At 64.3% G+C, this 26151-nt stretch carries 28 protein-coding genes and 2 pseudogenes; 19 read left to right on the top strand and 11 right to left on the bottom strand.

Annotation, left to right across the window (positions count from 1 at the left end; genetic code table 11):
* Positions 1-6: 6 nt before the first annotated feature.
* Positions 7-846 carry a DUF3800 domain-containing protein gene (locus MesoLj_RS16305; protein WP_202326700.1) on the top strand — a complete coding sequence of 280 codons (840 nt, stop codon included), beginning with the start codon at positions 7-9 and terminating at the stop codon, positions 844-846.
* Between the two features lie 305 nt (positions 847-1151).
* Here MesoLj_RS16305 and MesoLj_RS36835 read toward each other — a convergent pair.
* A pseudogene (locus MesoLj_RS36835) lies at positions 1152-1566 on the bottom strand (IS1595 family transposase); the annotation flags it as partial.
* 184 nt (positions 1567-1750) lie between these two features.
* Between MesoLj_RS36835 and MesoLj_RS16300 the strand changes: the two are divergent.
* From MesoLj_RS16300 to MesoLj_RS16280, 5 genes are read left to right on the top strand one after another with little or no spacing between them, the layout of a single operon-like run.
* On the top strand, positions 1751-2629 hold the full coding sequence (locus tag MesoLj_RS16300) for an ABC transporter permease (protein ID WP_140774018.1): 879 nt from the start codon (positions 1751-1753) through the stop codon (positions 2627-2629).
* Entirely contained in the window at positions 2626-3465 is an 840-nt protein-coding gene (locus MesoLj_RS16295) for an ABC transporter permease (RefSeq protein ID WP_140774019.1), read from the top strand. The genes MesoLj_RS16300 and MesoLj_RS16295 overlap by 4 nt, the downstream gene beginning before the upstream one ends.
* A complete protein-coding gene (locus MesoLj_RS16290) occupies positions 3462-4604 on the top strand; it encodes an ABC transporter substrate-binding protein (RefSeq protein WP_140774020.1) in 1143 nt (380 codons plus the stop codon). Before MesoLj_RS16295 ends, MesoLj_RS16290 begins: the two co-directional genes overlap by 4 nt.
* Positions 4597-5775: an ABC transporter ATP-binding protein gene (locus MesoLj_RS16285; RefSeq protein ID WP_202326699.1), complete on the top strand. Its 1179-nt coding sequence runs from the start codon at positions 4597-4599 to the stop codon at positions 5773-5775. The genes MesoLj_RS16290 and MesoLj_RS16285 overlap by 8 nt, the downstream gene beginning before the upstream one ends.
* A gap of 56 nt (positions 5776-5831) precedes the next feature.
* Positions 5832-6251, top strand: coding sequence for a hypothetical protein (locus MesoLj_RS16280; protein ID WP_140774022.1), 420 nt, complete (start codon positions 5832-5834; stop codon positions 6249-6251).
* A 9-nt stretch (positions 6252-6260) separates the two neighbouring features.
* Here the strand turns inward: MesoLj_RS16280 and plsY are convergent, their stop codons facing one another.
* Positions 6261-6935 (bottom strand): glycerol-3-phosphate 1-O-acyltransferase PlsY, encoded by a 675-nt coding sequence (gene plsY / locus MesoLj_RS16275; RefSeq protein WP_202326698.1) that lies wholly within the window; start codon positions 6933-6935, stop codon positions 6261-6263.
* Between the two features lie 236 nt (positions 6936-7171).
* Here plsY and MesoLj_RS16270 point away from each other — a divergent pair, with 236 nt between their 5' ends.
* The 3 genes from MesoLj_RS16270 to MesoLj_RS16260 all read left to right on the top strand — a co-directional run bounded on the left by MesoLj_RS16270 (position 7172) and on the right by MesoLj_RS16260 (position 10301).
* Complete coding sequence (locus MesoLj_RS16270) at positions 7172-8704, top strand: FAD-dependent monooxygenase (RefSeq protein ID WP_202326697.1); 1533 nt, start codon at positions 7172-7174, stop codon at positions 8702-8704.
* A 98-nt stretch (positions 8705-8802) separates the two neighbouring features.
* On the top strand, positions 8803-9513 hold the full coding sequence (locus MesoLj_RS16265; protein ID WP_202326696.1) for a hypothetical protein: 711 nt from the start codon (positions 8803-8805) through the stop codon (positions 9511-9513).
* Positions 9514-9653: 140 nt separating this feature from the next.
* Positions 9654-10301, top strand: a complete 648-nt coding sequence (locus MesoLj_RS16260) for a glutathione S-transferase family protein (protein WP_202326695.1) — start codon at positions 9654-9656, stop codon at positions 10299-10301.
* A 47-nt stretch (positions 10302-10348) separates the two neighbouring features.
* Here MesoLj_RS16260 and fusA read toward each other — a convergent pair.
* Positions 10349-11248 (bottom strand): annotated as a pseudogene (gene fusA, locus MesoLj_RS16255) (elongation factor G); the annotation flags it as partial.
* 81 nt (positions 11249-11329) lie between these two features.
* On the bottom strand, positions 11330-11692 hold the full coding sequence (locus MesoLj_RS16250) for a hypothetical protein (RefSeq protein ID WP_202326693.1): 363 nt from the start codon (positions 11690-11692) through the stop codon (positions 11330-11332).
* 242 nt (positions 11693-11934) lie between these two features.
* Here MesoLj_RS16250 and MesoLj_RS16245 point away from each other — a divergent pair, with 242 nt between their 5' ends.
* Complete coding sequence (locus MesoLj_RS16245; protein WP_140774028.1) at positions 11935-12375, top strand: hypothetical protein; 441 nt, start codon at positions 11935-11937, stop codon at positions 12373-12375.
* A gap of 73 nt (positions 12376-12448) precedes the next feature.
* Here the strand turns inward: MesoLj_RS16245 and MesoLj_RS16240 are convergent, their stop codons facing one another.
* Both MesoLj_RS16240 and MesoLj_RS16235 read right to left on the bottom strand, forming a co-directional pair.
* Entirely contained in the window at positions 12449-14071 is a 1623-nt protein-coding gene (locus MesoLj_RS16240) for an ABC-F family ATP-binding cassette domain-containing protein (protein ID WP_140774029.1), read from the bottom strand.
* Positions 14072-14196: 125 nt separating this feature from the next.
* Entirely contained in the window at positions 14197-15096 is a 900-nt protein-coding gene (locus tag MesoLj_RS16235) for a LysR family transcriptional regulator (RefSeq protein ID WP_202326692.1), read from the bottom strand.
* 123 nt (positions 15097-15219) lie between these two features.
* Here MesoLj_RS16235 and MesoLj_RS16230 point away from each other — a divergent pair, with 123 nt between their 5' ends.
* The 4 genes from MesoLj_RS16230 to MesoLj_RS16215 all read left to right on the top strand — a co-directional run bounded on the left by MesoLj_RS16230 (position 15220) and on the right by MesoLj_RS16215 (position 17576).
* Positions 15220-15966: an SDR family NAD(P)-dependent oxidoreductase gene (locus MesoLj_RS16230; RefSeq protein WP_202326691.1), complete on the top strand. Its 747-nt coding sequence runs from the start codon at positions 15220-15222 to the stop codon at positions 15964-15966.
* Between the two features lie 35 nt (positions 15967-16001).
* Positions 16002-16643 carry a glutathione S-transferase family protein gene (locus MesoLj_RS16225; protein WP_202326690.1) on the top strand — a complete coding sequence of 214 codons (642 nt, stop codon included), beginning with the start codon at positions 16002-16004 and terminating at the stop codon, positions 16641-16643.
* A 222-nt stretch (positions 16644-16865) separates the two neighbouring features.
* Positions 16866-17177 (top strand): hypothetical protein, encoded by a 312-nt coding sequence (locus tag MesoLj_RS16220; RefSeq protein ID WP_244735455.1) that lies wholly within the window; start codon positions 16866-16868, stop codon positions 17175-17177.
* A 33-nt stretch (positions 17178-17210) separates the two neighbouring features.
* A complete protein-coding gene (locus MesoLj_RS16215) occupies positions 17211-17576 on the top strand; it encodes a hypothetical protein (RefSeq protein ID WP_202326689.1) in 366 nt (121 codons plus the stop codon).
* 107 nt (positions 17577-17683) lie between these two features.
* Here MesoLj_RS16215 and MesoLj_RS16210 read toward each other — a convergent pair whose 3' ends face one another.
* Entirely contained in the window at positions 17684-18763 is a 1080-nt protein-coding gene (locus MesoLj_RS16210) for a transporter substrate-binding domain-containing protein (RefSeq protein WP_140774034.1), read from the bottom strand.
* 573 nt (positions 18764-19336) lie between these two features.
* On the opposite strand from MesoLj_RS16210, the gene MesoLj_RS16205 reads away from it, so the two are divergent.
* Positions 19337-19966, top strand: a complete 630-nt coding sequence (locus MesoLj_RS16205; RefSeq protein ID WP_202326688.1) for a glutathione S-transferase family protein — start codon at positions 19337-19339, stop codon at positions 19964-19966.
* A gap of 2 nt (positions 19967-19968) precedes the next feature.
* On the opposite strand, the gene MesoLj_RS16200 is transcribed toward MesoLj_RS16205, so the two are convergent.
* Positions 19969-20568: a YdeI/OmpD-associated family protein gene (locus MesoLj_RS16200; RefSeq protein ID WP_202326687.1), complete on the bottom strand. Its 600-nt coding sequence runs from the start codon at positions 20566-20568 to the stop codon at positions 19969-19971.
* 195 nt (positions 20569-20763) lie between these two features.
* On the opposite strand from MesoLj_RS16200, the gene MesoLj_RS16195 reads away from it, so the two are divergent.
* Entirely contained in the window at positions 20764-21108 is a 345-nt protein-coding gene (locus MesoLj_RS16195; RefSeq protein WP_202326686.1) for a VOC family protein, read from the top strand.
* A gap of 56 nt (positions 21109-21164) precedes the next feature.
* On the opposite strand, the gene MesoLj_RS16190 is transcribed toward MesoLj_RS16195, so the two are convergent.
* Complete coding sequence (locus MesoLj_RS16190) at positions 21165-21638, bottom strand: cupin domain-containing protein (RefSeq protein ID WP_140774037.1); 474 nt, start codon at positions 21636-21638, stop codon at positions 21165-21167.
* A gap of 65 nt (positions 21639-21703) precedes the next feature.
* Between MesoLj_RS16190 and MesoLj_RS16185 the strand changes: the two genes are divergently transcribed.
* A complete protein-coding gene (locus MesoLj_RS16185; RefSeq protein WP_140774038.1) occupies positions 21704-22159 on the top strand; it encodes a MarR family winged helix-turn-helix transcriptional regulator in 456 nt (151 codons plus the stop codon).
* A 131-nt stretch (positions 22160-22290) separates the two neighbouring features.
* Complete coding sequence (locus tag MesoLj_RS16180) at positions 22291-23019, top strand: SDR family oxidoreductase (RefSeq protein ID WP_202326685.1); 729 nt, start codon at positions 22291-22293, stop codon at positions 23017-23019.
* Here MesoLj_RS16180 and MesoLj_RS16175 read toward each other — a convergent pair.
* Both MesoLj_RS16175 and MesoLj_RS16170 read right to left on the bottom strand, forming a co-directional pair.
* Positions 23016-24005 carry a LysR family transcriptional regulator gene (locus MesoLj_RS16175; protein WP_202326684.1) on the bottom strand — a complete coding sequence of 330 codons (990 nt, stop codon included), beginning with the start codon at positions 24003-24005 and terminating at the stop codon, positions 23016-23018. The genes MesoLj_RS16180 and MesoLj_RS16175 overlap by 4 nt on opposite strands.
* Before the next feature lie 16 nt (positions 24006-24021).
* Positions 24022-24927 (bottom strand): S1C family serine protease, encoded by a 906-nt coding sequence (locus MesoLj_RS16170; RefSeq protein ID WP_140774041.1) that lies wholly within the window; start codon positions 24925-24927, stop codon positions 24022-24024.
* 268 nt (positions 24928-25195) lie between these two features.
* Here MesoLj_RS16170 and yghU point away from each other — a divergent pair, with 268 nt between their 5' ends.
* Positions 25196-26062, top strand: a complete 867-nt coding sequence (yghU, locus tag MesoLj_RS16165) for a glutathione-dependent disulfide-bond oxidoreductase (RefSeq protein WP_202326683.1) — start codon at positions 25196-25198, stop codon at positions 26060-26062.
* Positions 26063-26151 lie beyond the last annotated feature (89 nt).

The following is a 26151-nucleotide window of genomic DNA, read 5'->3' as shown; positions in this document are numbered from 1 at the left end:
ACTGCCATGCACTACATCATCTATTGCGACGAATCTAACGACAAGGGACGATACTATTCGAACTTTTATGGCGGGGCCTTGCTACGGGGCAACGATCGCGAACTTATTGAAGCCCGCTTAAGCACCGCTAAAGCTGCCACGAAACTACAAGGCGAGATCAAATGGACGAAGATCTCGGAATACAATGAAGCTTGCTATACAGCGGTCATCGACGAGGTTTTCTCCATAATTCGTGACGGTCTTTTAAAAATAAGAATTATGTTTACGCAGAACATAAATCAAAACTCGCATGTAAATTACGAGGTAGAGAACGAATATTTTATGCTGTATTACCAATTCGTCAAGCACGCCTTTGGCTTGCGCTATTGCAACCCGCAACGAACACATTTTATAAATGCAAGCGTATATTTGGATAAAGTTCCGCAAAAACTAGATGATTTTGATACATTCAAACAATACATGAGCGGCCTTTCCGATTATCCAGTTTTCAAAAAAGAAAAGGTCCGAATCCGAAAAGAAGACATCACCGACATCGACTCTTTCGACCACATAATCCTACAGATGGTCGATGTCATTCTAGGCTCTATGCAATTCCGCCTGAACGAGCATCATAAGGATAAGCCAGAAGGTAAAAAGAGACGCGGCAAACGAACCAAGGCCAAGGAACGGGTCTACAAGCACATCAACGCCAAGATCAGGGAAGTGTACCCGGGGTTCAACATCGGTACGAGCACCGGTCAAGCAGGTGGCGATGAAGACAGGTGGCGGCATCAATATCGCCACTGGTGCTTTGTTCCTAAAGGTAGTCGCGTCGACCTCGCAAGAGGAAAGAAACCTAGGAGTTGACCCCCGAGACCTCCTACGTGTGTACCCCTAGCAAAACTAAGGGCTTCGGCTGAATCAGGGGTCGCAACTCAAGATATAGCGTTCTTGGGCCAATTCAAGACCATTAGGCTTGACATGGCAAAAAAAACGCATATATGAGCGCGCCCTCGTTTCCTTACCGAAACTTTCAGCGTTTATTGCCAGCTTCGCTTTTCCGGAGAGGGAGCCTCAACTGTACCGGCTGCCGGTAGACATCAAGCTTCGCGCCTTAAAGAAGGTGTTCTTGTGGGCGCCCCCGCCACGCTTAACTTCGGTGCCCGTTAGACGCCAATGTATGTTTCATCAACTTCGACGGCCTTGCCTTCGCCGCCATCGGCGTGAGGTCATCCGAACGCATGGTCTCACGAAATACGATGGCAGAGAAACCATACAGTATTGTAGGTGAACTCAAAGACGCGGTGCATCTGATGGGCGCCGATAGCTTTCTTTGACGAGCAAATAGGTGGATAGCCTGCAACCACTTGTGGAGCAGCAAATGGGCTTGCCTCGAAAATGGTGCCCATAGGGACGGTAAACCGCGCACACAAGCGCCGCACTTATAGAGGCCATCGCGCTCTACGCCCTGAGGGTTCTTCTTCGAACCCTAAGAGCGGGCAGACCGGATGCTTCGGCCACGGCATACCTCGACGTGCTCAAAGGCGGAGGCTTCATAGTGGAGGCAGGGCGTGACAGAACGGACATGGCGACAACTCCTTGGAACCGTTATGCTCATCCGTTGTTTGTCATATATTGCCGACAAAATTTCGGTGTCCATCGTAGCCGGCGCCACTGGCTCAATCGCCCACTGTAGACATCGGGCCTTTAATCACCCAATCTTGGTACCGGGAACAAAACACGCGCTTCAAAGAAAGCGCACCGGGTGGTCATGAAACGACGATGGACATTGTATGATCCGCGGCTGGCCTGGATGTTGGTCGCGCCGGTGCTCTTGCTGCTGGTCTTCTTCCTGGTGCTGCCGATCGCCGTGATGGGCGCCTACACCTTTTTCACCTTCGTCACCGCCGGTGTGGAGACGAGCGCGCTGACGACCGCCAACTGGCACGAATTCCTCACCGACAGCTACTATCACGGCTTTCTCCTGAAGACGCTGCGCGTCGGCGCGATGACGGCGCTGCTCTGCGGCGTGCTGGGCTATTTTCCGGCCTATTTCATCTGGGCCACCAGCTTCAAGCACAAATGGCTGCTCCTGCTTTTGCTCATCGTGCCGTTCTGGATCTCCTTCACCATCCGCACCTTCTCCTGGATCAACATCCTGGGCGAACAGGGCGTCATCAACGTCGCGCTGCTGAGGATGGGGATCATCAGCGATCCACTGCCGATGCTCTACAATGAGGGCGCGGTGATCCTGGGGCTCCTGCACTTCCTGCTGCCCTACATGATCCTCAACGTCTATGTCAGCCTCGAGGGCATCGACCGCACGCTGATCTCGGCCGCCCGCTCCATGGGCTGCACCAGCGCGCAGGCGTTCCGCGAGGTCACGCTGCCGCTGTCCCTGCCGGGCCTCGCGGCGGGCCTGCTGCTCTGCTTCGTGCTGGCCGCCGGCAGCTATGTGACGCCGCAGCTTCTGGGTTCGGGGCGCGACGCGCTGTTCGGCAATCTGATCTACGACACCATCATGGGCGAGCTGAACTGGCCGATGGGCGCCACGCTTTCGATCGTGCTGTTCCTCGTGCTCGGCTTCTTCGCCGCCATCTACACCCGTTACATGGGCATGTCGCAGATCGTCAAAGGATTGGGCGGATGAAGGCGCGGCGCAAGGAAGAAGGCAGATGGGCCTGGCGGCTGACCGGCTTCGTCACGCTCTGCGTCTACATCTTCATGTTCGCGCCGATCGTGGCGACCGTCATCCTGTCGTTCAACGCCTCGATGTTCGGCGGCTTCCCGATGACCGGCTTTTCCCTGCAATGGTACGCCAAGCTGATGACCAACGAGCAGGTGCTGGCCGCCTTCCGCACCTCGCTGTGGATCGCGCTCGTCACCGCCGCTGTCACCACGGCGATAGGCGTGGTGACAGCCTTTGCGCTGGTGCGCTTCGAATTCCCCGGCAAGCAGGCGCTGAGCACGCTGGTGATCCTGCCGGCGCTGGTGCCGGAGACCATCCTCGGCGTCGGCCTTCTGGTGCTGATCAAGGCGATCGACCAGCCAAGGACCATGCTGCTGCTGGTGCTCGGCCATATCCTGCTCGCCGTGCCCTATGTGGTGCTGATCGCGCAGGCGCGCATGGTCGGCATCCGGCGCGTCTACGAGGAGGCGGCGCTCTCGCTGGGCGCCTCGCGCTTCTCGTCCTTCCGCGAGATCACGCTGCCGCTGCTCATCCCCGCCGTCGTCGGCGGCGCGCTGCTCGCCTTCACCATCTCGTTCGACAACACGTCGGCCAGCCTGTTCTGGCGCCCGGCTGGCGTCGAGACCATGCCCACCCAGATCCTTTCGATGCTCAAGATCTCGATCAGCCCCGAGATCAACGCGCTCGGCACCGTGATGATCCTGGTGACCGTAGGCATCCCGCTGCTCGGCGGCCTGATCCTGCAAAGCCTGACCAGATTGAAAAGACGTGGCGAACCAAAGGAGGAAGCACGATGAAACTGTCCAACGGCAAGCGGCTTGAACGGCTGCATGATAGATATCGCAACGGTGATCTCAGCCGCCGCACTTTCCTGACGCTGACAGCCGCCGCGGCTGCCGCGGCGGGTCTCGACATGCCCTGGATGCGGCAGGCGCTCGCCGCGGTCCAGGAGGTTCGCTTCGACGGCTGGGGCGGCACGGTGCAGGACGCGATCGACAAATACGCCTTCCAGCCCTACACGACCAAGACCAAGATCAAGGTCGTCCAGGGCACGTTCGGCGACGAGGACGAGATCATCACCAAGATCAAGACTTCGAAGCCCGGCGACTACCAGGTCATCCATTCCTCCGGCGTCAACTACTACATCAAATACGTCAATGGCGGCCTGACCTCGGAGATCAACGAGGCCAACATTCCCAACATGGCGAATGTGCTGCAGCCGATGATCGACCCGTTCCGCAAGCTGACGCCGAAACTCTCGGCCGTGCCTTACGATTACGGCACGACAGGCATCGCCTACAACACCAAGGTGATCTCGCCCGAGGAAGCCAAGGAAAAGGGCGCCGCCCTTTTGCTCGACAAGAAATATGCCGGCAAGGTCGGCGGCTATGACGACATGACCACGCGCGTCTGGTACGCCGCGCTCGCCACCGGGCAGGACCCCAACAACATCAAGGACATGGACACGATCTGGGCCAAGGTGCGCGAGACGCGCGACCTCGCCAAGAAGTTCTGGAGCTCCGGCGCCGAGCTGATGGACCTGCTTTCCAAGGGCGAGATCGTGGTGACCGACGCCTGGTCGGGCCGCGTCGCCGCCTTGCAGGACCAGGGCCATCCGATCGGCTATCTCGATCCGGCCGGCTCCTACGCCTGGATGGAGGACATGCTGATCCTGAAGGGCTCGCCGATGGCCGAGTGCGAGGAGCTGATCAACTTCATGCTCGACCCGGCGACCTCCATCGCGGTGGCCGAGGGCCAGAGCTATCCGCCATCGCTCGACCCGACCAAGGTCAAGCTCACCGAGAAGATCGAGAAGCTGCCGGCCTTCGACAAGACGGGCACGATGAAGTCGCTGACCTTCGCCGACCCGGTCTACTGGGCGACCAATGAGGACGCCTGGACCAAGCAGTGGAACAGGATCTCGAAAGGTGCCTGACAGAAACGACCTTTCAGAATTGCCCCGGCCGGAAGCGGCCGGGGCGACGCTGTCCGGCGCGGGCAAGGCCGCGTCGGACAGCGCCGAGGCGAGCCAGCCGGCGGTCGAGTTCCGCAACATCGACATCGCCTATGGCAAGTTCGTCGCCGTGCGCGATTTCTCGCTGTCGATCCGCAAGGGCTCCTTCGTCACGCTGCTCGGACCTTCGGGCTGCGGCAAGACCACTATCCTGCGCTCGATCGCCGGCCTGGTCGACATTTCGGGCGGCCAGATCATGATCGATGGGCGCCGGGTCGACGACGTGCCGATCTACAAGCGCAATATCGGCCTTGTCTTCCAGAGCTACGCGCTGTTCCCGCACAAGACCGTGTTCGACAACGTCGCCTTCGGCCTGAAATACCGCAACGTGCCGAAGCCCGAAATCGTGCGCAGGGTCGGCAAGGCGCTCGAGATGGTGCGGCTGCCGGGCAGCGAGAAGAAACTGCCCTCGCAATTGTCGGGCGGCCAACAGCAGCGCATCGCGCTTGCCCGCGCCATCGTCTTCGAGCCGCAGGTGCTTTTGCTCGACGAGCCGCTATCGGCCTTGGACGCCAACATGCGCGAGGAGATGCGCGTCGAGATCAAGAAGATCCAGAAGGAAACCGGCATCACCGCCATCTTCGTCACCCACGACCAGGAAGAAGCGCTCTCCATGTCGGACCGCATCGTGGTGATGAACGCGGGATCGGCCGAGCAGATCGGCACGCCCGAGGAAGTCTACGAGCGGCCCGCCACCGCTTTCGTCGCCGACTTCCTCGGCAAGGCCAACATGCTGCCCGGCACGGTGAGCGGATCCGGCAAGGCAACGGCTGTGGTGCTTGCCAGCGGCCAGACGGTCAACGTGGCCTGTCCAAGGCAGCTTGCCGACGGCAGCAAGGTCACCGTGGTGGTGCGGCCGCAGAAACTGACGGTCGGCGCGCTGGCGGGCGCCAACCATCTGTCGGGCCGCGTCGTCTCGGCGTCATATCTGGGCGGCAGCGCCATCTACGAGATCGACATCGGCGGCAAGACCAGCGTCCGGGCCAACGCAACGATCAGTGGCCGGGTCCTTCGCGAAGGCGAGACGATCGACCTCGGATTCGATCCCGAGGGCTGCGTTCTGCTCGACGAGGACGGTCAGCGCATTTCGTGATGCGGGCGGGCCGGCCTGAACGGCCTTGATCGCTTAGGGTTCACTGGTGGATCGGGATGAGCCTCAAAGCAATCGTTTTCAAAGGCATGCTGGCCCTGGAACAGGAATTTCCCGGATATCGCTTCGAGCGCGAGCCGATATCCGGAGAATGCGAGGTCGTTTACCCTGATGGCGCGCGCATCCCCTGGGAGGCCGTCAAAGTGTGCGAGCAATGGTTCGGGAACGTCTCCCATATCGGTACCCTTCGGGGAAGGATCGCTCGATATGTCGGCAAGGCATCGGCCCTGAAGCGGCTTGTTCTCTATTCCGGCAGCCATGCCGGAGACGTGATCGAGGAAGCGCGCTTCGGTGAGCTTGAAGGGGAACTGGCTCTCCTTGAAGCCAGTTCCGACGAATATGTCGGGGGATTTGCCGTCGCGTTGCGTACACTGATCGGCGCGGCACGGCAGGAGCGTAACCCGATCGTGTTTGTGTAGGTCAACGATCTAGGTCTGCGGTTCCGCCTTCGCTTCCGGGCCGCTCTGCCCCAGGCGCGGCTCCGTTCCGGCCAAGAGCCGCCGGATGTTGGCGCGATGGCGCGCGATCACGTAGAGCCCGCCGGCAATCACCAGCAGCCGGTAGGGCAAGGGCTGCTCCAGGGCGCAGGCCACAGCGATCGCGGTCAACGCCGCCAGCATCGAGCTCAGGGAGACAATTCGGGAAAGAGCCAGCACCACACAGAAAACCGCCGCGGCACCCATGCCGATCGGCCATGACAGCGCCAGAAGCACGCCGAGCCCCGTCGCCGCGGATTTGCCGCCGGTGAAATTCAGCCAGATCGAACGGCCATGCCCAAGCAGCACGGCAAGTCCGGCGAGGCAGACGGCCCAGGGCACGAGACTTTGCGCATCGAGCCCTGTCGGGTGCGTAAGGAATGGCAGCGCATAAAACCAGCGGGCAAAAACGATCGCCGCCACGCCCTTCAGCACGTCGACCAGCAGCACCGCCAAGGCAGGCCCTTTGCCCAGCGTCCGCAACACGTTGGTGGCGCCGGTGGATCTGGAGCCATGCTCCCGGATGTCGATGCCGCCCAGCAGTCTCCCCGCCAGATAGCCCGTGGGGATCGAACCGAAGAGATAGGCGATCGCCAGTCCGGCCACGCTCGCTATCCAGAACACCATGGCGGTCACCCCCGTTGCGGATCAATCGCTCTACCCTTATATAGCCGCTGTCGGAAAAGGCAGGGTTGGTTTGGTAAGCCCAACTCCTCTCGGTAACGAGAGCTCTGGTCTTTGGCTTCGTGCACGAGATCCCCACGACGAACATCGGACGCTGTTTGAGCGTCCAATCGTTCGTCCGTGTGGCTCTCTAACGCGAGGAACGCTCCGGTCGAACACATCGACCAAGGAGCAGTTTCATGCACAACCCTATTCCCCATGATGTCATCATTGCCGGCGCTGGCCCGGTCGGCCTGTTTCTCGCCTGCGAACTGCGCCTGGCAGGCCTTTGCGTGCTGGTGCTGGAAAAGGCCGAAGATCCGCGCTCGCCGTTGAAGCGGCTGCCCTTCGGCATGCGCGGCCTCTCGGCCCCCACCATCGAGGCCTTCCACCGGCGCGGTCTGCTGGACGACGTTGCGCCGCCCGCGAAGGATGGCCCCGCCGGCGGCAGCGCGGCCGCCGCGCATTGGATGCAGCAGCCGCGCCGCCCCGGCGGCCATTTCGCCGGCATCCAGTTCTACCTCGATGCCGTCGACAGCTCGCAATGGCCCTATCGCCTGCCCGGCCTGGCCGGCGCCAGCATGGCGGTCGAGATGGAGCATCTCGAAACCGCGCTTGCCGCGCGCGCGACCGCCATGGGCGTCGAGATCAGGCGCGGACTTGGCGTCGACGGCTTCAGCCAGTCGGACGAGGACGTGACCGTCCGCGCCGGCGGCGAGACCTTTCGCGCGCGCTGGCTCGTCGGCTGCGATGGCGGCCGCAGCACGGTCCGCAAGCTTGGCGGCTTTGCCTTCACCGGCACCGATGCCGAGTTCACCGGCTATTCCGTCGAAGTCGAGATGGCCGATCCGGACACGCTGAGCCTCGGCCGCCACTACACGCCGACGGGCATGTACACTTACTCCCGGCCCGGCACGATCGCGATGGTCGAGTTCGACGGCGCCGCTTTCCACCGGACAGAGCCGATCACGCTGGAGCATGTGCAGGCGGTATTGCGCCGCGTGTCCGGCACGGACGTCACGGTCGCGGATCTGCACCTCGCCACGACCTGGACCGATCGCGCCTACCAGGCGAGCACCTACCGCAATGGCCGGGTGCTGCTTGCCGGCGACGCCGCCCACATCCATTCCCCGCTCGGCGGCCAGGGGCTCAATCTCGGGCTCGGCGACGCGATGAACCTCGGCTGGAAGCTCGCCGCCGCCATCCGCGGCGACGCGCCGGCCGGCCTGCTCGACAGCTATTTCGATGAGCGGCATCCGGTCGGCGCGCAAATCCTCGACTGGTCGCGCGCCCAGGTCGCGCTGATGCGGCCAAGCCGCAGTTCGCGCGCGCTCGAAGCCATCATCCGCGATCTCATCGCCACGCGCGACGGCGCGACCTACTTCGCTGAGCGCGTCTGGGGCGTTTCCCTGCGCTACGATCTCGGCGGCAGCCACAGGCTGGTGGGCCGCGGCGCGCCCGACTTCGAACTGGCCGACGGGACGAGGCTCGGCGAGCGCCTGAGAAGCGGGCAAGGCCTGCTGCTGGATTTCGATGCCCACCCTGCCCTGCTAGCGCTTGCAAGCCGCTGGAACGGGCGGATCACCTATGTCGCGGAGGATGCCAGGGAGCGGATGGGCCTGAGCGCCCTGCTCCTGCGCCCCGATGGCTTCGTCGCCTGGGCTGCCGATGATGGGCCTGACCTCGAGGAGGCTGCCCAGGCCGCGTCGCGGTGGTTTGGCGAAGGCGACTAGCCGCCCATATGTGATAGAGGAACCGTTTGAGCATGGTTTCGGTTGTCTGCTGTGCAAACTGTCGTTCCACGAAGGCCCCTGATGAGCGAACATGAAGCATGGCAGCCAAGAAGCGCGACTCCCTGCGGAAGGTCCTGAGCGGCATCGTCGCGGCGATTACCGCCGCGCCTGATCGCACATCCGAGCAAGGCGCGAGCACCGCCAAGGCGTCAGTGGTCGCCGAATGGCCGCTGCCGCCATCGGCGACGCTTGGCTCCTCCTTGCGCCTGAAGGGGATCGAACGCGAAGTTCGAGCCCGCCTGCCGTGGGCAGTGAGGACGTTCGCCAAGGCTGATACCGGCCGCATCGTATTGCGCATGTTGAAAACCGACGCGGATGCGTTCCAGGCCGCCTCTGAAACCATCTCCAGGACGCTGGAGGGCATCGAGACGCTGGCCGTGCTGCCGCGCGAGGCAGAGGACATTCTCACCATCTCCGCCCGCGAGCGCCATAAATGGCTGAAGGACGGTCGCCTGAAGAGCATCGGCACCCGCACCGTCAAGATGCGCGGGCGATCCAAGGCGGTGACCTTCCATGTTTTCGATCCACGCCATATCGAGGACATTCTCGATCGTGACCTGGCGAGCGCCTGGCGGGAAGAAGACGCGCGGGAAGCGTCCGAAAACAGACGGCGCGGCGCCGGCAAGGCCGCTCTGACGCGAGCTGGAAAACGGCAGCGCAAGGCACGCAATGCCAGGAATTCGGGAAAGGATGATGCTCCACGGCTGGAAGGCTGGGACACATTCGAGGCGGAAGGCCTGCTGCGCTAGGAGCGAGGACGCACTGCTCCGGTTCGGGCCGCGAAATCCGATGGCCGAAAAACGAGATGGCGTGTCGGCAATGACGTCGGCCGTTCGTCCTCTGGGTGCCGCCAAGAACCGGACACCGAACCAACCACCGGAGCCTCCCAATGATCCCCACCATCACAGCCTTTGAACGATCGCCCGATGGCGGCAAGGGACTGGCGCGCGATACGCGCGTTCGCTGGGCGCTCGAGGAGGTGGGGCAGCCCTATGAGGTTCGTCTCGTCTCCTTCGCCGGGATGAAGGCGCCTGGCCATCTGGCCATCCATCCCTTCGGCCAGATCCCCACCTATGAGGAAGGATCTCTGTGCCTCTTCGAGACCGGCTCGATCGTCTTTCATCTTGCCGAGAAGCATGCCGGCCTGCTCCCCGGGGATCGCGATGCCCGCGCCCGTGCCATCACCTGGATGTTTGCCGCGCTCAACACCGTCGAGCCGCCCATCCTCGACTTGACGACGGCAAGGATCTTCGAAGCCGACAGGCCCTGGGCCGAAGAGCGCCTGCCTTTGGTGAAAGACCGGATTCGGGCAGTGCTGGACAGGCTCTCGGCCTATCTGGGCGCCGCCGACTGGCTCGATGGTGCGTTCAGCGCCGGCGATCTGTTGATGGTATCGGTGCTGCTGCGACTGCGCATGTCCGGCATTCTGGACGAATATCAGAACCTGGCCGCCTATGTCGCTCGCGGCGAAGCTCGCCCTGCTTATGCCAGGGCCTTCGCCGCGCAATTTGCGATCAACGCCCCATCAGCCAGCTGACACAATTTCGCTTGCTATGGTGCGACCACAGCGGCGGCGAGCGGAGGTCAGGCGAACACGGCCGCTGCGGGCGGCGGGTCGCGGTCGTCAGGCGTCGGCACGGGTTCGTATCCGGCATAGCTGACGCTCAAGCGCGCCTGCCCGTTCGAACGCGACCTCAGTGTGTCCTCCAGTTTGAACATGGTTGCGAGCGGCACCATGGCATGAATGACGACGGCGACATCGCGGGTTTCCTGGTCCCCGATCCGGCCACGGCGGCTCTTCAACTCACCGACAATGCTGCCGACATAGTCCGCCGGCGTTATCGCCTCGACCTTCATGATCGGCTCGAGCAGTTGCACGCCAATGCGCGGCGCTGCTTCGCGAAAGCAGGCACGGCCAGCAACCTCGAAAGCCAGGGCTGAGGAGTCGGTCTCGTGCAAGGCGCCGTCCACCAGCGTCGCCTTGACGCCGATCATCGGAAAGCCCGCGAACGGCCCCGCCGACAGGGCGCCGCGCAGCCCATTTTCGACCCCCATCACATATTCGTCCGGGACCGCGCTTCCAGCGATCCTGGACGCAAACACGAAGTCCGGATTGTACGCGTTCGGCTCGAACATAATCTCGACCCGGGCGAACTGGCCGGTGCCGCCGAACTGCTCCTTGTGGGTGTAGTCCTGTTGATGACCGCGGGTGATCGTCTCGCGATAGGCCACCTGCGGAGCGCCGACATTCACGTTGATCATGAACTCGCGGCGCAGACGCTCAATGATGCTGTCGAGTGCAGGCTCGTCCATGAAGGCGATGATCGTCTGACCGGATTCCTCATCCCACTTGATGTGGAGCCAAGGATCCTCGTCCGCCAGCCTCGACAAGGCGATACGCAGCTTCTCCTCATCGGCTCTCGACTTCGCCTCGATCGCGATTTGCAGCAAAGGCCAGGGCGCGGCAAGTTGTTCCATGATGATATGCTGGCAGGTTGACCGGATGTCCGCAACGGGTGGACCCGACGCTGGCAACAGCCGCCGGCCTGCCCAGCCAGGACATGGCTACGGATATTTCGCCTGTGCGGCCGCCGGGCTCAGATCGCCCTGCAGTTCCTTCGGCAAGGGCAGGCTCGAGCATTGCAGGTGCACGTTGCGGGCGAACAGCTTTCGCTGCTTGTGCTCGGCCTCCTTGGTTGCCGCGATGATGCCCAGGCCGTACGGGCCAAGCGCCGCGAATTCCCAGCCCGGGTGCTGTTTCTCGCGAACCGCATAGTCGGCGGCCGCCGTGCGGGCCTGCTGGCATCCCGGCGACGCCCATTTCGGGTCTTGCGGCGAAAGCGACGCGCCATAGTCTACGGGAGAGGTCGCGCATCCAGCCATCGTCGCGGCCAATGCGGACATTGCAATGCGTATCGCAAGTCTCATCCCCGAAGCCTCTGCTGTTTGCCGTTCCGCTTTCCGCGGACATTCCGGCCGCGACATCACGTATCCGCGATGTCCCGCCCCAGCGCTTGCCACAGGCCTCGCTTCATGTCGATCTTCCCGCGGCCAGATTCGGGCCAAGTGGCTGGAACCAAATGACCGGCGAGACTGTTCAGTTGTAACTTTGACACAGCGCTGACGCGCCCGGCCGGTCGGGCAAGCGGCGATCTTAAGGAGCTTTCATCATGAAGATTTCGTCCGGATTTCGGTCTATCGCGGTTGCAGCCATCGCCACGGCGGCAGTCAGCGTCGCCAGCGCCGCGCATGCCGACAGCGGCACGATCCGCTTTGCCGTCTACAAGGCTGCCTTCTTCGTCGGCGGCTCCGGCGGCGAAGGCACGTTCACCTTCCACGGCAAGACCTATCCCATCTCGATCGGCGGCGTCTCGGGCGGCCTCGCCTTCGGCGTTTCCAAGACCTACTTCCACGGCACTGTGCGCCACATCAGGCGCGCGCGCGATGTGACGGGGGTCTATGGCGCGGCGGGTGGCGGCGGCACGCTCGGCAAAGGTGCCCAGGTGATCGTCATGACCAATGACAAGGGCGCCCAGCTCGAACTCACCGGCAAGCAGGTCGGGCTGCAGGTCAACGCCGATCTCAGCGGCATGGCCATCTCGCTGCGGTAAGGGCGGTCGTTCCGCCCCTTTCACACGCAAGCTGGTTCCAAGGGCGGCGTCGGCTCGACAGCCGCCCTTATTGTCAGCTCCGCAAGCCCGGTGCTTCCTGCCCGGTCCTCTCGACATATTCCGTATAGCCGCCACCATAGGTGTGGATGCCTTCGGGCGTCAGCTCCAGAACGCGGTTGGAGAGCGCGGCCAGAAAGTGCCGGTCGTGCGAGACGAACAGCATGGTGCCTTCATATTGCGAGAGCGCCTCGATCAGCATCTGCTTGGTGGTGATATCGAGGTGGTTGGTCGGCTCGTCCAGCACCAGCAGGTTGGGCGGGTCGAACAGCATCAGCGCCATCACCAGCCGCGCCTTCTCGCCGCCTGACAGCACCCGGCATTTCTTCTCGATCTCGTCGCCGGAAAAGCCGAAGCAGCCGGCAAGCGCGCGAAGCGGCGCCTGGCCGGCCTGCGGGAAATTGTCTTCCAGCGTCTGGAACACGGTGCGCTCACCCTCAAGCAGCTCCATGGCGTGCTGGGCGAAATAGCCCATCTTCACGCTTGGTCCCCGCGCCACCGTCCCGGTGTCGGGGTCGGACGCGCCGGCCACCAGCTTGAGCAGCGTCGACTTGCCGGCGCCGTTGACGCCCATGATGCACCAGCGCTCGCGGCGACGAACCTGGAAGTCGAGCCCCTCATAGATGGTGCGGCTGCCATAGGCCTTGTGCACGTTCTTCAAGGTGACGACATCCTCGCCGCAGCGCGGCGCCGGCTGGAATTCGAAATTCACCACCTGGCGGCGCTTGGGCGGCTCGACGCGGTCGATCTTGTCGAGCTTCTTCACCCGGCTCTGCACCTGCGCCGCATGCGAGGCGCGCGCCTTGAAGCGCTCGATGAAGGCAATCTCCTTGGCCAGCATCGCCTGCTGGCGCTCGAACTGCGCCTGCTGCTGCTTGTCGGCGATCGCCCGCTGCTGCTGGTAGAACTCGTAATCGCCGGAATAGGCGGTCAGCGAACCGGCATCGATCTCGACGATCTTGTTGACGATGCGGTTCATGAACTCGCGGTCGTGCGAGGTCATCAAGAGCGCGCCGTCATAACCTTTCAGGAACTGCTCCAGCCAGATCAGGCTTTCGAGGTCCAGATGGTTCGACGGCTCGTCGAGCAGCATGACGTCGGGCCGCATCAACAGGATGCGCGCCAGCGCCACGCGCATCTTCCAGCCGCCGGAGAGCTTGCCGACGTCGCCGTCCATCATTTCCTGGGAAAAGCCCAGGCCATCGAGCACCTCGCGCGCCCGGCCGTCGAGCGCATAGCCGTCGAGTTCCTCGAAGCGATGCTGCGCCTCGCCATATTTCTCGATGATCTCGTCCATGCGGTCGGCCTGGTCGGGATCGGCCATGGCGGCCTCGAGTTCCGCCATCTCGGCCGCCACCTCGCTCACCGGCCCGGCGCCGTTCATCACTTCGGCGACAGCGCTATGGCCCGACATGTCGCCGACATCCTGGCTGAAATAGCCGATGGTGACGCCGCGATCGACCTGCACCTGCCCCTCGTCGGGCTGCTCCTGGCCGGTGATCATGCGAAACAAGGTCGTCTTGCCGGCGCCGTTCGGCCCGACAAGGCCGACCTTCTCGCCCTTCTGCAGGGCGGCGGATGCCTCGATGAAGACAAGCTGACGGCCGTTCTGCTTGCTGATGCTTTCAAGTCTGATCATGATGTTCCGAGGGACGCCTGGAAATTGAAGGAATTTCCCGGGCCTTTACGCGATCGGCCGCTCCGGTGGAAGCGCGCAAATTGTCCGGCGCGTCGAAGGCCGTCCCGAGTCCGGCGCCAGGCGTCTCAGGACGTCAGGCCGGTGCCGGCGGCCAGGCCGTCCAGCCGCGCCAGGAACAGCTTCAGCAGCGGCGAGGTGTTGGACTTGGCATAGCCGAGCACGAGGTCGATGGTCGGCACCGGCCCGGCCAGCGGCCGGCTCACCACCGAGCGCGGCAAAAGATGTTCGGCATAGACCGGCAGCAGGCTGACGCCACCGGTCGAACTTACCAGCGAGATCGCCATCGACAGGTTCTCGGCTTCATGGGCGGCCCGCAGCGTGACGCCGACCCGCCGCGCATAATCGTCGATGACGATCTTCAGCGCCGGCGCTGCCCTTGTCGGCATGATGAAGGTTTCGGCGGCCAGATCCTCGATGCGCACGGCATCGAACGTTGCCAGCGGATGGCCCGCCGGCAGGATCGCCACCAGCGGCTCGCGCGCCAAAAGCTTGAACGCCAGGCCCGACACCCAGTCCTCGCGGCGAAGGAAGGCAACGTCGATCGCGCCGCGCAGCAGCCCGCCTGCCAGTTCCGGAGAAGACTGGCTGGACACGGTCACGTCGAGATTGGGCAGTTCGCTGCCCAGGATGCGCAACGCCTGGGGCAGCCACGTCACCTCCTGTCCGGTCAGGAAGCCCAGCGCGAAGGCGGCCTTGGCCGGCTGCGCGGCGCGGCGTGCGGCAATGCCTGCCGCCTCCACCTGCATCAGCGCCAGCCTGGCATGGTCGAGGAATGTCCGGCCAGCCGCCGTCAGTTCGATGCCGCGCGCGCCGCGCACAAGAAGCCTGGTGCCGACCTCCAGCTCCAGGTCGCGCATCTGCCGGCTCAGTGAAGGCTGCGCGGTGTGCAGCCGCTTTTCGGCCGCGAGCGTCAGGCTGCCCTCTTCCGCGACGGCGATGAAGTAGCGGAGATGGCGCAGTTCCATGATCTTCAGCCATGCTTTGAAAGTATGGCTGAAGCATACAAAGTCTTGGTCGCCAAGTCATCACTCCCCCATCTTCGCATCCATTGGCGGTGCAGGTCGCACGCCCTTTCAAGGAGAACGAAAATGGATACCAAGATTGTCTTGATCACTGGCGCGCTGACCGGCATTGGCCGCGCCACCGCGCTGGCCTTTGCCAGGGACGGTGCGCGGCTTGTCGTTTCCGGCCGCCGCGAGGAAGCCGGTGCAGCCCTTGTCGAGGAATTGCACGGCCTTGGCGCCGAGGCCGAATTCATCAAGGCCGATGTCCGCGAAGACGATCAGGTCGCGGCCCTCGTCGACCGGGCCGTCGCTCGCTTCGGCCGCCTCGACGTCGCCGTCAACAATGCCGGCACCGAGGGCCAGCCGGGCCCGCTGACCTCGCAGACGGCGGCAAGCCTTGCCGCCACCTTCGACACCAACGTGCTGGGCACGGTGCTTGGCCTCAAGCACGAACTGCGCGTGATGGTCCCACAGGGCCACGGCGCCATCGTCAACATCTCGTCGACATATGGCCATCGCGGCGGCGCCAACGCATCCATCTATGCGGCGAGCAAGCACGCGGTGGAAGGGCTGACCAGATCGGCCGCGCTGGAAGCCGCCGCGGCCGGCGTGCGCGTCAACGCCGTCGCTCCCGGTCCGATCGAGACCGAGATGCTCAACCGTTTCACCGGCAATGCGCAAAACAAGGCAGGATTGCTTGCCGGCGTGCCGATGAAGCGCGGCGGCAGGCCGGAGGAGATCGCCAACGCCATCCTCTTTCTCGCCTCGGGCAAGGCCTCCTTCATCACAGGCCAGGTGCTCGGCGTCGACGGCGGCAAGGGCGCGGCCTGACCCGCCCATAACTCGGTTCACGGAAAGCAAGGACCATGTCGCACGCCGTCAAGCTCTATCATTCCACCGGCTCGCCCAATGCCAGGAGGGTACGCATTTTCATCGCCGAGAAAGGCATTTCCATCCCGTCGGTGGCGGTCGATCTCGGCAAGCGCGAGCAGTTCTCGGACTGGTTCACGGCCATCAACCCGCGCCAGCAGGTGCCGGCGCTTGTCGCGGACGACACCACCATCGCCGAAGTGCCCGCGATCTTTCGCTACCTGGAAGAGGAATTCCCGGCCGTGCCGCTGCTCGGCTCCAACTCGATCGACAAGGGCCTGGTCGCCATGTGGGAGCGGCGCGCCGAACTGGACGGTCTTGCCCCGGCACTGGAAGGCATTCGCAACAAGGCCGAAGGGCTGAAAGGCCGGGCTCTGTCCGGCCCCTACGGCTATGAGCAGATCCCGGCGCTGGTCGACCGCGCCATGGCGCGCATCGCCCATTTCCATGCCGACCTCGACGTGCGGCTGCAACGCGTGGCTTTCATTGCCGGCGATCATTTTTCGGCCGCCGACATCACCGCGCTGGTCGCCCTCGATTTCGCCGCCGCCGCGATGAAGACGCCGATCCCCGAGGGGTTGGACGCCTTGCGGCTGTGGCATGGCGCCATCTCGGCACGACCGAGTGCCGCCGCCTGAGATCCTGCTCGCTCTACCGCTTTGCCCAGCCCCGGCATTGTCCGAGGCGGCGCCGGCCCTGCCCGGCGCCCCGCTGCGATTGGCATCGATCGGCCCCCCAGACACACTTCAGAAACAAGATTCAACATCCGGGAAAAACTGAGGAAAACATCGTCTGCGATAACCATCCTCGCGGCGGCCGAACAGAGACCGCCACATCAACGCAAAGGGATGGTCCCGACAATGCAACGACGTTCGACCCGATGGATGGCTGCCCTCGCCGGCATTTCGCTTGCCATGCTCGCGGTCGCATCGTCGGGCGCGGAAGCGGCGGTTACCCGGAGCGAATACTGCAGCCGGCTCGGTCTTCAACTCGACGGAGCCATCCAGACCAAGGCCAAACCCGGCGCCGGTGCGAGCGAGATCGCAGAGGCAACGGCCCTCCAGGACAAGGCGAGCCGGTTCTGTGCCGAGCGCAAGCAGGCGCAAGGCATCCGCACCTACGCCAACGCCTTGAAGCTCTTGGGCGTGACGCCGGTCGACCTCGACCAGTGACAGCAACCTACAACATGTGAAGGAAAGCCTATCATGAACAAGCCCATCCTCTCCGCGCTCAGCCTGGCCATCGCTCTCGGTCTGGCAATGCCGCTCGTCGGCACCGCCAATGCGGACACGACCACCACCACGACCGCTCCGGCAACGACCACCGCCCCCGCAACGACGACTGCCCCGGCGACCGCTCCGGCGGCCCCTGCCGCGGCTGACGCGGCGAAGACGCCGGTCAAGGCGGCCGCGCACAAGCGTCACCGCCACCACAGGAAGCACCACAGGCATGTGCGCAAGCACGCTCACCGGCACGCGGGCAAGAAGCACGGCCACCGGCACGTCGCCAAGAAGCACCACCACATCCGTACCCACAAGAAGCATGGCCACAAGCACGCCAAGGCTGCTTGAGCTGCCCTGACTTCCCTCTGACTTCCTCCCGGGAAAAGGCCGCCACTCGCATGAAGCGGGGGCGGCTTTTTCTTGTGCCAGGGTTCGTACCCTGCCCTTTGCCCGAGCTATTTCTCGCCGAGATATTGGAAAACGGCCTGCTTCCACCAGTCGCTCTCCATCGCCTGCAGCAGGGCGACATCGAGCGGTTTGCGCAGCGGGCTGCCGAGCGGCAGCGCGATGGCGTATTGCTGCTGGTCGAAGCTCGCGTCGAGAACCTGCAGGCTGGTCGCGTAGTTCTGCCCGACCAGCCAGCCTAGCAGCGGCTTGTCGTGGACCAGCGCGTCGATCTTGCCGGCGCGCAGCGTGTCGAGGCCTTGCTCGACCGTGGCGAAGTCCTGATGACGGGTATGGGTCGAATCCAGATAGGACGCGGTCGACGAATTCTGCACGGCGCCGACCCTGACCTTGGCGAGATCGCTTTCGCCCTGCACCATGCCTTCCATCTGCGTCACCGTCAGCACCGATGTGACGCCGGCGGTGAACACCGCGATTGCGATGATCGAGCCCATCATCCAGATCGCGGCGAGCACGCGTCCGGGCACGGTCCGCGGCCCGAAATCGCCGGTGCTTGCCTGTGTCGCGGCGATGGTCGACCACCACATGCTGGAAAACAGGCCCTTGGCGACACCGCCGCCGAAATCATCATTGTGGCGGCGTTCGAACATCCAGATCAGCACGCCGACCACCACCGATATGACGATCAGCCCGAGCACCGCCTGCAGGAATCCAAACGAGGTCAGTGCACGCAGCACCGGCCGCCAGGAAGGCTGGCTGTTGAGCGGCGTGGCGATGCCGAGCCCGGTCGAGAAAAAGGGCTGCGTGAAGTCGACGACCTTTTCGCGGTCGGCGGTGACCGTGATCGCGGCCATCGCCGCATCGAACTTGCCGCTGACGACGCCATCGATCTGGTCCTGCACGCTTGGCACTTCGACATAGCGGAAGCGAAGGTTGAGCCGCCCGGCTATTTTCTGCCAGAGATCGATGCTCAACCCCGACCAGGTGCCGTCCTGCAGCTTGAAGGCGAAGGGCGGCGCGGCCTTGATCCCGACCGCTATCTCCTTGGCGGACAGCGACGAGGACTGATCGGTCTGCGCGGTGGCGCCGGTTGCGGCACACGCGACGGCGGCGACGAGGAACAACGTCATTGCCCACGAAGCAACTCTTCTCAACGGCAGGGACTCCCGCAACCAGTTCCGCCGCGCGATCGTCGCGGCGTTCGAAAAGGTAGCCGTCACGCCGCCCTTCGTCCACCCGCGATGTTGGCGCCGGCCAGGAAGCGGGACATGATAACTCGGCGCCAATTCAAACAAAAACAGGCAGTTAGCGCAATTTCGCGATTCACCTATTGAACCGCAATCCGGCAATGCCGAGTGCGGCCCGAACCTGCGGACCGCTTATGCCGCTGTCAATGACGACAGTGCCGGGATCGAAGCGGCGGGCCTGCGACAGCGGTCCGGCCACGACCGGATCGAAGCTGGCACCGCCCACCAGCCGCGCCGCGATGGCAACAGCCCGGCATCATCGCCGGCGAGCGGAATGCCGATCCTGTTGCCGGCGCGATGCGCCTGCGATCGCAGCGTCGTCCACATGACGGTGCTGAAGGCGCGAACAAGCCGCGCGGCACAAGCGGCGCCACGGCAAGAGCCACGCCGTCCGCAGGAATCGGGTGTCGGCCGGCATCGCGCCATGCGATCGTTGATCCGTCACGAGGATCGGCCATGCTCACGCTTCACGATTATCTGCCATCGCAAAATGGCTGGAAAATCAGGGTTCTGCTCGGGCTGCTGAAGATCCCTCACAACACGCGCATCGTCTCGATTTTCGAGGGCGAAAGCCACACCGACGCCTTCCTGGCGCTCAACCCGGCCGGCGCGGTTCCCGTGCTCGAGCTCGAGGACGGCAGCGCCATCGCCGAATCCAACGCGATCCTCACCTACCTCGCCGAAGGCACGCCCTTGCTTCCGGCGGATCGGTATCAACGCGCCAGGATCATGCAGTGGCTGTTCTTCGAGCAATACAATGTCGAGCCCGTCATCGGCTCGCTGCGTTTCTGGACCTTGACCGGGCGGCTCGAGCGCAACCGGGCCATGGTTGCCGGCAAGCGCGAGGCCGGCGCGCGCACTCTCGCCGCCCTGAACCGCAGCCTTGCCGGAACGCCGTTCCTGACCGGAAACGACCTCACCATCGCCGACATCGCCGTTTATGCCTACAGCCACCGCGCCGGGGATTGCGGCTTCACCCTCGCGGACCATCCGGCATTCCTGGCATGGACCCACTGCGTGCGCGATGCCATCGGTCCCGGCTACCCCGTCCACCCCTACAGCATCGACCCGCATTCCGGCGCCTGAGCCTACTTCTTGCCCTGCGGATAAATCGTCTCGCCGCGCTTCAGCATCGCCACGAAGGTCTCGATCTTCTTCTTGCGTCCGGCCTCGGTCTTCATGTTGTGGGTACGGAAGGCGAGCGAGAAGCGGTTCTGCGCGCTGAGTTTGTCCAGCATCGCCTTCGCCGCCGGCTCGGCATCGATCGCCGCCTGCAGATCATCGGGGATTTTCATGTCCTTGCCGCTGCCATAGGCGCGCGCCCAGCGCCCGTCGGCCTTGGCGGCCTCAACCTGGCTCAGCCCATGCGCGGTCATGCGGCCCTCCTCGACCAGCCGCGCGACATTGTCGATGTTGATCTTGCTCCAGATGCTCTTCCTGCCGCGCGGCGTGTAGCGCTGCAGGAAACTGTTCTCGTCCAGCCCCTTGCGCACGGCGTCGATCCAGCCGAAGCACAGCACGACGTCGATGGCCTCTTTCGGCGTGATCGACTTCAGCCCCGAGCCGACCTTGTGCACCTTGATCCACACCTCGGTTTCGGTGGCGTGGTGCTGGCCGAGCCAGGTATGGAAACTGGCCGCGTCGGGAAATTCCCGGACCTTGGCGGGATCGACCTTGACCGGCGCCATCAGCCAGCCCGCCGGTTCGGTATCATTGTCGCTGGCGTCGCTTTCATCTTGCCTCCGTCATGGTGCGATTGCCCGCATCATGGCACAGTCCACTGTCAGTTTTAGGCAGCAGTGGGGCATGCCGCCGCGAAGCAACGGAACGGCCCATCCATCGCCGCGTTGCGGCTTCAGTGCAACCGCCCGATGGAGGTCCCGATGGCGATTGAGACCATTTTCGCCCATGTCAGCTGTTCCGATCTCGAAGCGAGCATCGGCTGGTACGAAAGGCTCTTCGGCAAGCCGCCGCTGCGCCGGCCGATGCCGGGGCTGGCCGAATGGCACTTCACCGAGAGCGCCGAGCTGCAGCTGTTCGAGGACAAGGACAAAGCCGGCACCTCGACGCTGACGCTCGGCGTCCTACCCTTGGCACCTGAACGGCAGCGGCTGGTGGCGGCCGGCCTCCAACCCGGCCCGATCGAGGAGGCCGACCATTTCTGGATCATGCGCATGCGCGATCCCGACGGGAACCTGGTGGTGTTCGCGAGCGCGGAACGCGAGTAGGAGTGCCGAACCGCGCGCGCGGGACGCCATTTCGCCCGCACGGAAAGTAAGGCTGCCTAGCCCGGTGGCGGGGCGGCCGGCGTCAGCCCATGGCGGCGCATGATCTCCATCATCCCGGCCTTGTCCGGCGGCCCGCCGGCGGCGGCGTTGAGCAGGCCGAACGCCTCGCGGAAATAGTCCGGACCGATCGCCGCCGGCGAGATGACGCACAGCGCTTTCGCATCTCGGGTGCCATTGTTGTCGAACCGGTGGACGGCGCCGCGTGGAATGCACAGTGCCTCCCCCGGCCCAACCTCGATCGGCTTGCCGTTCACCGTCCAGGTGAGAACCCCTTCAATGCCGTAGATCGTCTCCTCGTAGTGATCGTGGCTGTGCGCCGGCGCGGGCAAACGCTGTGCGCCTAGCACCGTCAACTCGAAAGCGGCGACACTGCCGTTCGAATTTTCGCCCGATACGAGGAAGCGGACCGACAGCCCCTTGGTGCCGATGGTCTCATTGGATGGGTTGACCTGAAGATTCATGGCTGACATTGCGCAAACCCCTCCGGTAAATTACATTTACTGACTATCAGTAAACTCAATTTACCGGATCGTCAATGGCCACCTCCACGGAAGTTCTGCAGACCAAGACCGAGGACCTTTTGATCGGCGCCCTGCTGCGCGTTCCGGCGCAGGCCATCCAGCGCCGGCTGATCAAGGAGCTCAACGCCGCCGGTTTCGACGAATTGCGCCTGCCGCATATGGCGGTGCTGCAGTTTCCCGGCCCGGACGGCGCGCGCCCCGGCACCATTGCCGAGCGTGCCGGCATGAGCAAGCAGGCGATCAACCAACTGCTCAGCAGCCTCGAAGGCTATGGCTATCTCGTCCGCTCCGACGGCGAAGGCGGCACGCGCGTGGTGCACTCCACCGAACGCGGCCACGCTGCTTTCTGGAAAATGGTCGACATATTGCGCGACATCGAGGAGGAGTGGCGCACCGAGCTTGGGCCGGAGCGCTTCGCCCAGTTGAAGGCGCTGCTGTTCGCTGTCTGGGACAGCCCGCTGGTGCGTTGAACGAGGCGGCCCCGCCGGGCGGACACCATCATCGGCATTTCCGATGGCGCCATCGGTTTCTTCCGTTTCCCGTGGCCCGCGCCGAACTGCCAATCCCTTGCCTGTGTCCATTCAGACAAAGGCAGAGCGAAATGAGCATTTCGAACCAGAAGATCCTGATCGTCGGCGGCGGCTCCGGCATGGGGCTGGCGCTGGCCAGGCGTTGCGTCGAGGTCGGTGCGACGGTCACCATCGCCGGACGTGGTGAGCAGAGGCTGCAACAGGCGCGTGAGGCGCTAGGCAATCCAGCGAACCTCGAGGTGGCGGTGGTCGACATCGCCCGGGAAGATCAAGTCGCGGACCTGTTCGCGCGCATCGGCGGCCTCGACCACATCGTCAGCACGGCGGCCGACATCGAGGGCGCCTACAGGCTGCTGCCCGAACTTGACCTCAAGGCGGCGCAACGCGTGGTCGAGAGCAAGCTCTATGGCCCGCTACTGCTCGCCAAGCACGGCGCGCCACGGCTGGCCAGAGCCGGCTCGATGAGCTTCGTTTCCGGCATCGCCGCTTACCGGCCGGCGGCGCGCGGCTCGGTCGTCGCCGCGGTCAATGCCGCGCTCGAAGGACTGGTGCGGGCGCTTGCCGTCGAGCTCGCGCCGATCCGCGTCAACGCCGTTTCGCCCGGCTGGGTCGATACCGAGATCTGGGCGCAGGTCGCCGGCGACCGCAAGGCAGAGACGCTTGCCGCGATGGCCGAACGGCTGCCCGTCGGCAGGGTCGGCCGACCAGAGGATATCGCCGACGCCATCGCCTTCCTGATCGGCAATGGTTTTACCACCGGAACGACATTGCATGTCGAAGGCGGGCACCGGCTGGTTTAGCTGGTGACGCTCATCCCCGCGGAGTTGTTTGGAAACAAGACCTTGGATCCATCGGCCGATTCAAGACCTGAACGATCTCCGGAGCGTTCCGGCACCAGCATGTCTCGCGCGGCAGCGAGTAACTGCCTGAGCGCCGGCGGCTGGACGCGCCGGCGCCGCCAGATCATCGCCAATAGCGCCGCCCGCATCAGGCCGGGCCATGGCAGCTCAACAAGATCGCCACGCGCAAGCGCGTCGCTGGCGGCAAGGCGTGGAACAAGGCCCAGGCCGGCGCCCGCCGCCACCAGCCGGACAATGGCGCCGATGCTGCCGGCTTCGGCGGCAAGCCTCGGTGCCGCCATGCCCGCCTCGGCAAAGGCAGTGTCGACCATATGACGGTAGATGCACCCAGGCTCCGTCGCCACGAAACGCAGCGCGGCAAGGTCTTCCAGCGCGCGTGGCGCGGTGCCCTGCCCGGGAGCCGCGACCAGCACCAGCGGTTCGGCTCCTATGGTGCGGCGGGCCAGGCGTTCATCCGCGGCGCCCCCCACGCCGTCGCGCCGCTCGAAGCAGAAGGCGACATCGATATCGCCATCCTCCAGCAGATGCCGCAGCGTGCCGCTGTCGGCCACCTTCATGCGCACGGTGATGTCGGGATGGCTGGCCTGGAACCCCGGCAGCCAGGGCGCCAGCCGGGCCGAGGCGATTGTTTCCAGCGCGCCGATGGTCAGCGCCCCGCTTGTCTGCCCGGCGGCCAGCAGCACCGCCGCGCGCGCCTCGCCGTCGAGCCGCAGCAGCTCCTCGGCCATCGGCTTCAGCGCCAGTCCCGCCGGCGTCAGCTCCAGGCCCGACTTCGAGCGCGTGAACAAGGCAGCGCCAAGCTCGGCCTCGAGGGCCTGGATCTGGTCGCTGACACTCGATTGCGCGAGGTGGACCGCCTCGGCCGCGCGCGTGATGTTGCGGCTGCGCGCCACCGCGAGAAAGGTCTTGAGCAGTCTTGGATGCATCGCCCGGCCGGCGCGCCTACTGCAGCTGCGGCTTCTTCAAAAAACTGCCGCGGTCGGCGGACTTGACGCGCAGCCAGGTCTCGCGGCCGTCGCGCACCACGCGCATCGGGATTTCGGCACCGGCCGAGCCGCTGTCCCAGAGCTTGCGATAGAAATCGGCGAGCCCGTCGACCGCGCCATCGCGGACCTCGGAGATGACGTCGCCTTGACGCAGGCCGGCTTTTGCCGCCGGGCCGCCTTCGGTCACGCTCATCACAACCACCTTGCCGTCGCTCTCGGCCGACAGGGCGCCAAGCCATGGACGCGGCGGCCTGGCCACCTGGCCGCGCGTCAGGAGATCGTCGAGGATCGGCGGCAACAGATCGATCGGCACCACCATGTTGATATCCGCGACCTCGCCTGCGCGGCTCATCTGCAGGCGAAGCGAGCCGATGCCGAGCAGCGTGCCATCGGCGCTAAACAGCGGCGCACCGCCCCAGGAGGGGTGCGCGGGCGCGATGAAGATCGCCTCGTCGAGCAGATACTCCCAATAGCCGGCGAATTCCTGCTTGGTGACGATCTTGGCCTCGACCGCCCGGCCGATGCCGTCGGCAAGCACCACCGCGTCGCCGATCCTGGCCTTGCCGGCGTCGCCAAGCGCCACGGCCGGCAGGCCGGTCGGCGCCAGCGCCTGGACCAGGCCGAAGCCCGATTCCTGGTCATAGGCCAGCGCGTGCGCCGGGATGACCCGGCCGTCATGCGCGGTCAGCCAGACCTCTTCGGCCTCGGTGATGAGATAGCCGATGGTCAGCACCAGCCCGTCATCCCTGATGACGACGCCGCTGCCTTCCCTGAGCGTGCCCAGCGCGCCGGCCGTGAAGGCATCGTCCGGAACGGTCGCCCGCACGGCAACGACGGAACGCGGATTGGGATTGATGGCCATGATTTTGTCCTGCGATGCAAATGCCCTGGCGGCTTCTTCTATAGGTATGCCTCGAAGGGGATGGTGCAAGGTGCGAATTGCCGGTTCTTCCTTCTGCCCTTGTGGGGCCCGTAGGGCGGGCGAGGCCCGCGACTCGCCCCGGGCGGTGGATCGCCGCGCAGCGCCGACATTGACAATAGTTCAATGCAAGTTGAACTTCCGCCTCCACAGCCCTAGTTGTAGATCGACCGCCCATCCTCCCCCAAGCCCCCACGACACGAGGCCCGACATGACAGAGTACACCCCGCCGAAAGTATGGACCTGGAACAAGGCAAATGGCGGCGCCTTTGCCAGCATCAACCGGCCGATCGCCGGGCCGACGCATGACAAGGAATTGCCGGTCGGCAAGCACCCGTTGCAGCTGTACTCGCTGGCGACGCCGAACGGCGTCAAGGTGACGGTGATGCTGGAGGAGTTGCTGGCGCTTGGCCACAAGGGCGCCGAATATGACGCCTGGCTCATCAGGATCAACGATGGCGACCAGTTCGGCAGCGGCTTCGTCGACGTCAACCCCAACTCCAAGATCCCGGCTCTGATGGACCGCAGCGGCGCCACGCCGGTGCGCATCTTCGAATCCGGCTCGATCCTGGTCTATCTCGCCGAAAAGTTCGGCGAATTCCTGCCCACCGAGCAGCCCGCGCGCGCCGAAGTCCTGTCCTGGCTGTTCTGGCAGATGGGCTCGGCGCCGTATCTGGGCGGCGGCTTTGGCCATTTCTACGCCTATGCGCCGCAGAAATTCGAATATGCCATCGACCGTTTCTCGATGGAGGTGAAGCGGCAGATGGACGTGCTCGACCGCCGGCTCGCCGAAACGGAATATCTCGGCGGCAAGGATTATTCGATCGCCGACATGGCGGTATGGCCCTGGTATGGCGGGCTGGCGCTCGGCCGCATGTACAATGATTCCGGCGAGTTCCTGTCGGTGCAGGACTACAGCCACGTACAGCGCTGGGCGAAGGCGATCGACGCCCGCCCGGCGGTCAAGCGCGGGCGCATGGTCAACCGCGCCTTCGGCGAGCCGGCTCTGCAACTGCACGAGCGCCACGACGCCGGCGATTTCGACACCAAGACGCAGGACAAGCTGGCCGCCGAATAGACAGCGGCAAGGGCGAACTTAACAAGAAAGCCCGCCACGAACCCGTGGCGGGCTTTTCCCAAGGCTAGACTGGTATCGCACCCACTGTC

This window comes from Mesorhizobium sp. 113-3-9, assembly GCF_016756515.1.
Taxonomy (GTDB): Bacteria; Pseudomonadota; Alphaproteobacteria; order Rhizobiales; family Rhizobiaceae; genus Mesorhizobium.
Note: the sequence above shows the minus strand (reverse complement) of the source record. Positions and strands in the feature narration are given on the sequence as shown.

Bases quoted from the DNA above. Each gene is read 5' to 3' on its own strand.
- MesoLj_RS16305 (WP_202326700.1), top strand. From the start codon at position 7: ATGCACTACATCATCTATTGCGACGAATCTAACGACAAGGGACGATAC.
- MesoLj_RS16300 (WP_140774018.1), top strand. From the start codon at position 1,751: ATGAAACGACGATGGACATTGTATGATCCGCGGCTGGCCTGGATGTTG.
- MesoLj_RS16295 (WP_140774019.1), top strand. From the start codon at position 2,626: ATGAAGGCGCGGCGCAAGGAAGAAGGCAGATGGGCCTGGCGGCTGACC.
- MesoLj_RS16290 (WP_140774020.1), top strand. From the start codon at position 3,462: ATGAAACTGTCCAACGGCAAGCGGCTTGAACGGCTGCATGATAGATAT.
- MesoLj_RS16280 (WP_140774022.1), top strand. From the start codon at position 5,832: ATGAGCCTCAAAGCAATCGTTTTCAAAGGCATGCTGGCCCTGGAACAG.
- plsY (WP_202326698.1), bottom strand. From the start codon at position 6,935: ATGGTGTTCTGGATAGCGAGCGTGGCCGGACTGGCGATCGCCTATCTC.
- MesoLj_RS16270 (WP_202326697.1), top strand. From the start codon at position 7,172: ATGCACAACCCTATTCCCCATGATGTCATCATTGCCGGCGCTGGCCCG.
- MesoLj_RS16265 (WP_202326696.1), top strand. From the start codon at position 8,803: ATGGCAGCCAAGAAGCGCGACTCCCTGCGGAAGGTCCTGAGCGGCATC.
- MesoLj_RS16260 (WP_202326695.1), top strand. From the start codon at position 9,654: ATGATCCCCACCATCACAGCCTTTGAACGATCGCCCGATGGCGGCAAG.
- MesoLj_RS16250 (WP_202326693.1), bottom strand. From the start codon at position 11,692: ATGAGACTTGCGATACGCATTGCAATGTCCGCATTGGCCGCGACGATG.
- MesoLj_RS16245 (WP_140774028.1), top strand. From the start codon at position 11,935: ATGAAGATTTCGTCCGGATTTCGGTCTATCGCGGTTGCAGCCATCGCC.
- MesoLj_RS16240 (WP_140774029.1), bottom strand. From the start codon at position 14,071: ATGATCAGACTTGAAAGCATCAGCAAGCAGAACGGCCGTCAGCTTGTC.
- MesoLj_RS16235 (WP_202326692.1), bottom strand. From the start codon at position 15,096: ATGGAACTGCGCCATCTCCGCTACTTCATCGCCGTCGCGGAAGAGGGC.
- MesoLj_RS16230 (WP_202326691.1), top strand. From the start codon at position 15,220: ATGGATACCAAGATTGTCTTGATCACTGGCGCGCTGACCGGCATTGGC.
- MesoLj_RS16225 (WP_202326690.1), top strand. From the start codon at position 16,002: ATGTCGCACGCCGTCAAGCTCTATCATTCCACCGGCTCGCCCAATGCC.
- MesoLj_RS16220 (WP_244735455.1), top strand. From the start codon at position 16,866: ATGCAACGACGTTCGACCCGATGGATGGCTGCCCTCGCCGGCATTTCG.
- MesoLj_RS16215 (WP_202326689.1), top strand. From the start codon at position 17,211: ATGAACAAGCCCATCCTCTCCGCGCTCAGCCTGGCCATCGCTCTCGGT.
- MesoLj_RS16210 (WP_140774034.1), bottom strand. From the start codon at position 18,763: ATGACGTTGTTCCTCGTCGCCGCCGTCGCGTGTGCCGCAACCGGCGCC.
- MesoLj_RS16205 (WP_202326688.1), top strand. From the start codon at position 19,337: ATGCTCACGCTTCACGATTATCTGCCATCGCAAAATGGCTGGAAAATC.
- MesoLj_RS16200 (WP_202326687.1), bottom strand. From the start codon at position 20,568: ATGGCGCCGGTCAAGGTCGATCCCGCCAAGGTCCGGGAATTTCCCGAC.
- MesoLj_RS16195 (WP_202326686.1), top strand. From the start codon at position 20,764: ATGGCGATTGAGACCATTTTCGCCCATGTCAGCTGTTCCGATCTCGAA.
- MesoLj_RS16190 (WP_140774037.1), bottom strand. From the start codon at position 21,638: ATGTCAGCCATGAATCTTCAGGTCAACCCATCCAATGAGACCATCGGC.
- MesoLj_RS16185 (WP_140774038.1), top strand. From the start codon at position 21,704: ATGGCCACCTCCACGGAAGTTCTGCAGACCAAGACCGAGGACCTTTTG.
- MesoLj_RS16180 (WP_202326685.1), top strand. From the start codon at position 22,291: ATGAGCATTTCGAACCAGAAGATCCTGATCGTCGGCGGCGGCTCCGGC.
- MesoLj_RS16175 (WP_202326684.1), bottom strand. From the start codon at position 24,005: ATGCATCCAAGACTGCTCAAGACCTTTCTCGCGGTGGCGCGCAGCCGC.
- MesoLj_RS16170 (WP_140774041.1), bottom strand. From the start codon at position 24,927: ATGGCCATCAATCCCAATCCGCGTTCCGTCGTTGCCGTGCGGGCGACC.
- yghU (WP_202326683.1), top strand. From the start codon at position 25,196: ATGACAGAGTACACCCCGCCGAAAGTATGGACCTGGAACAAGGCAAAT.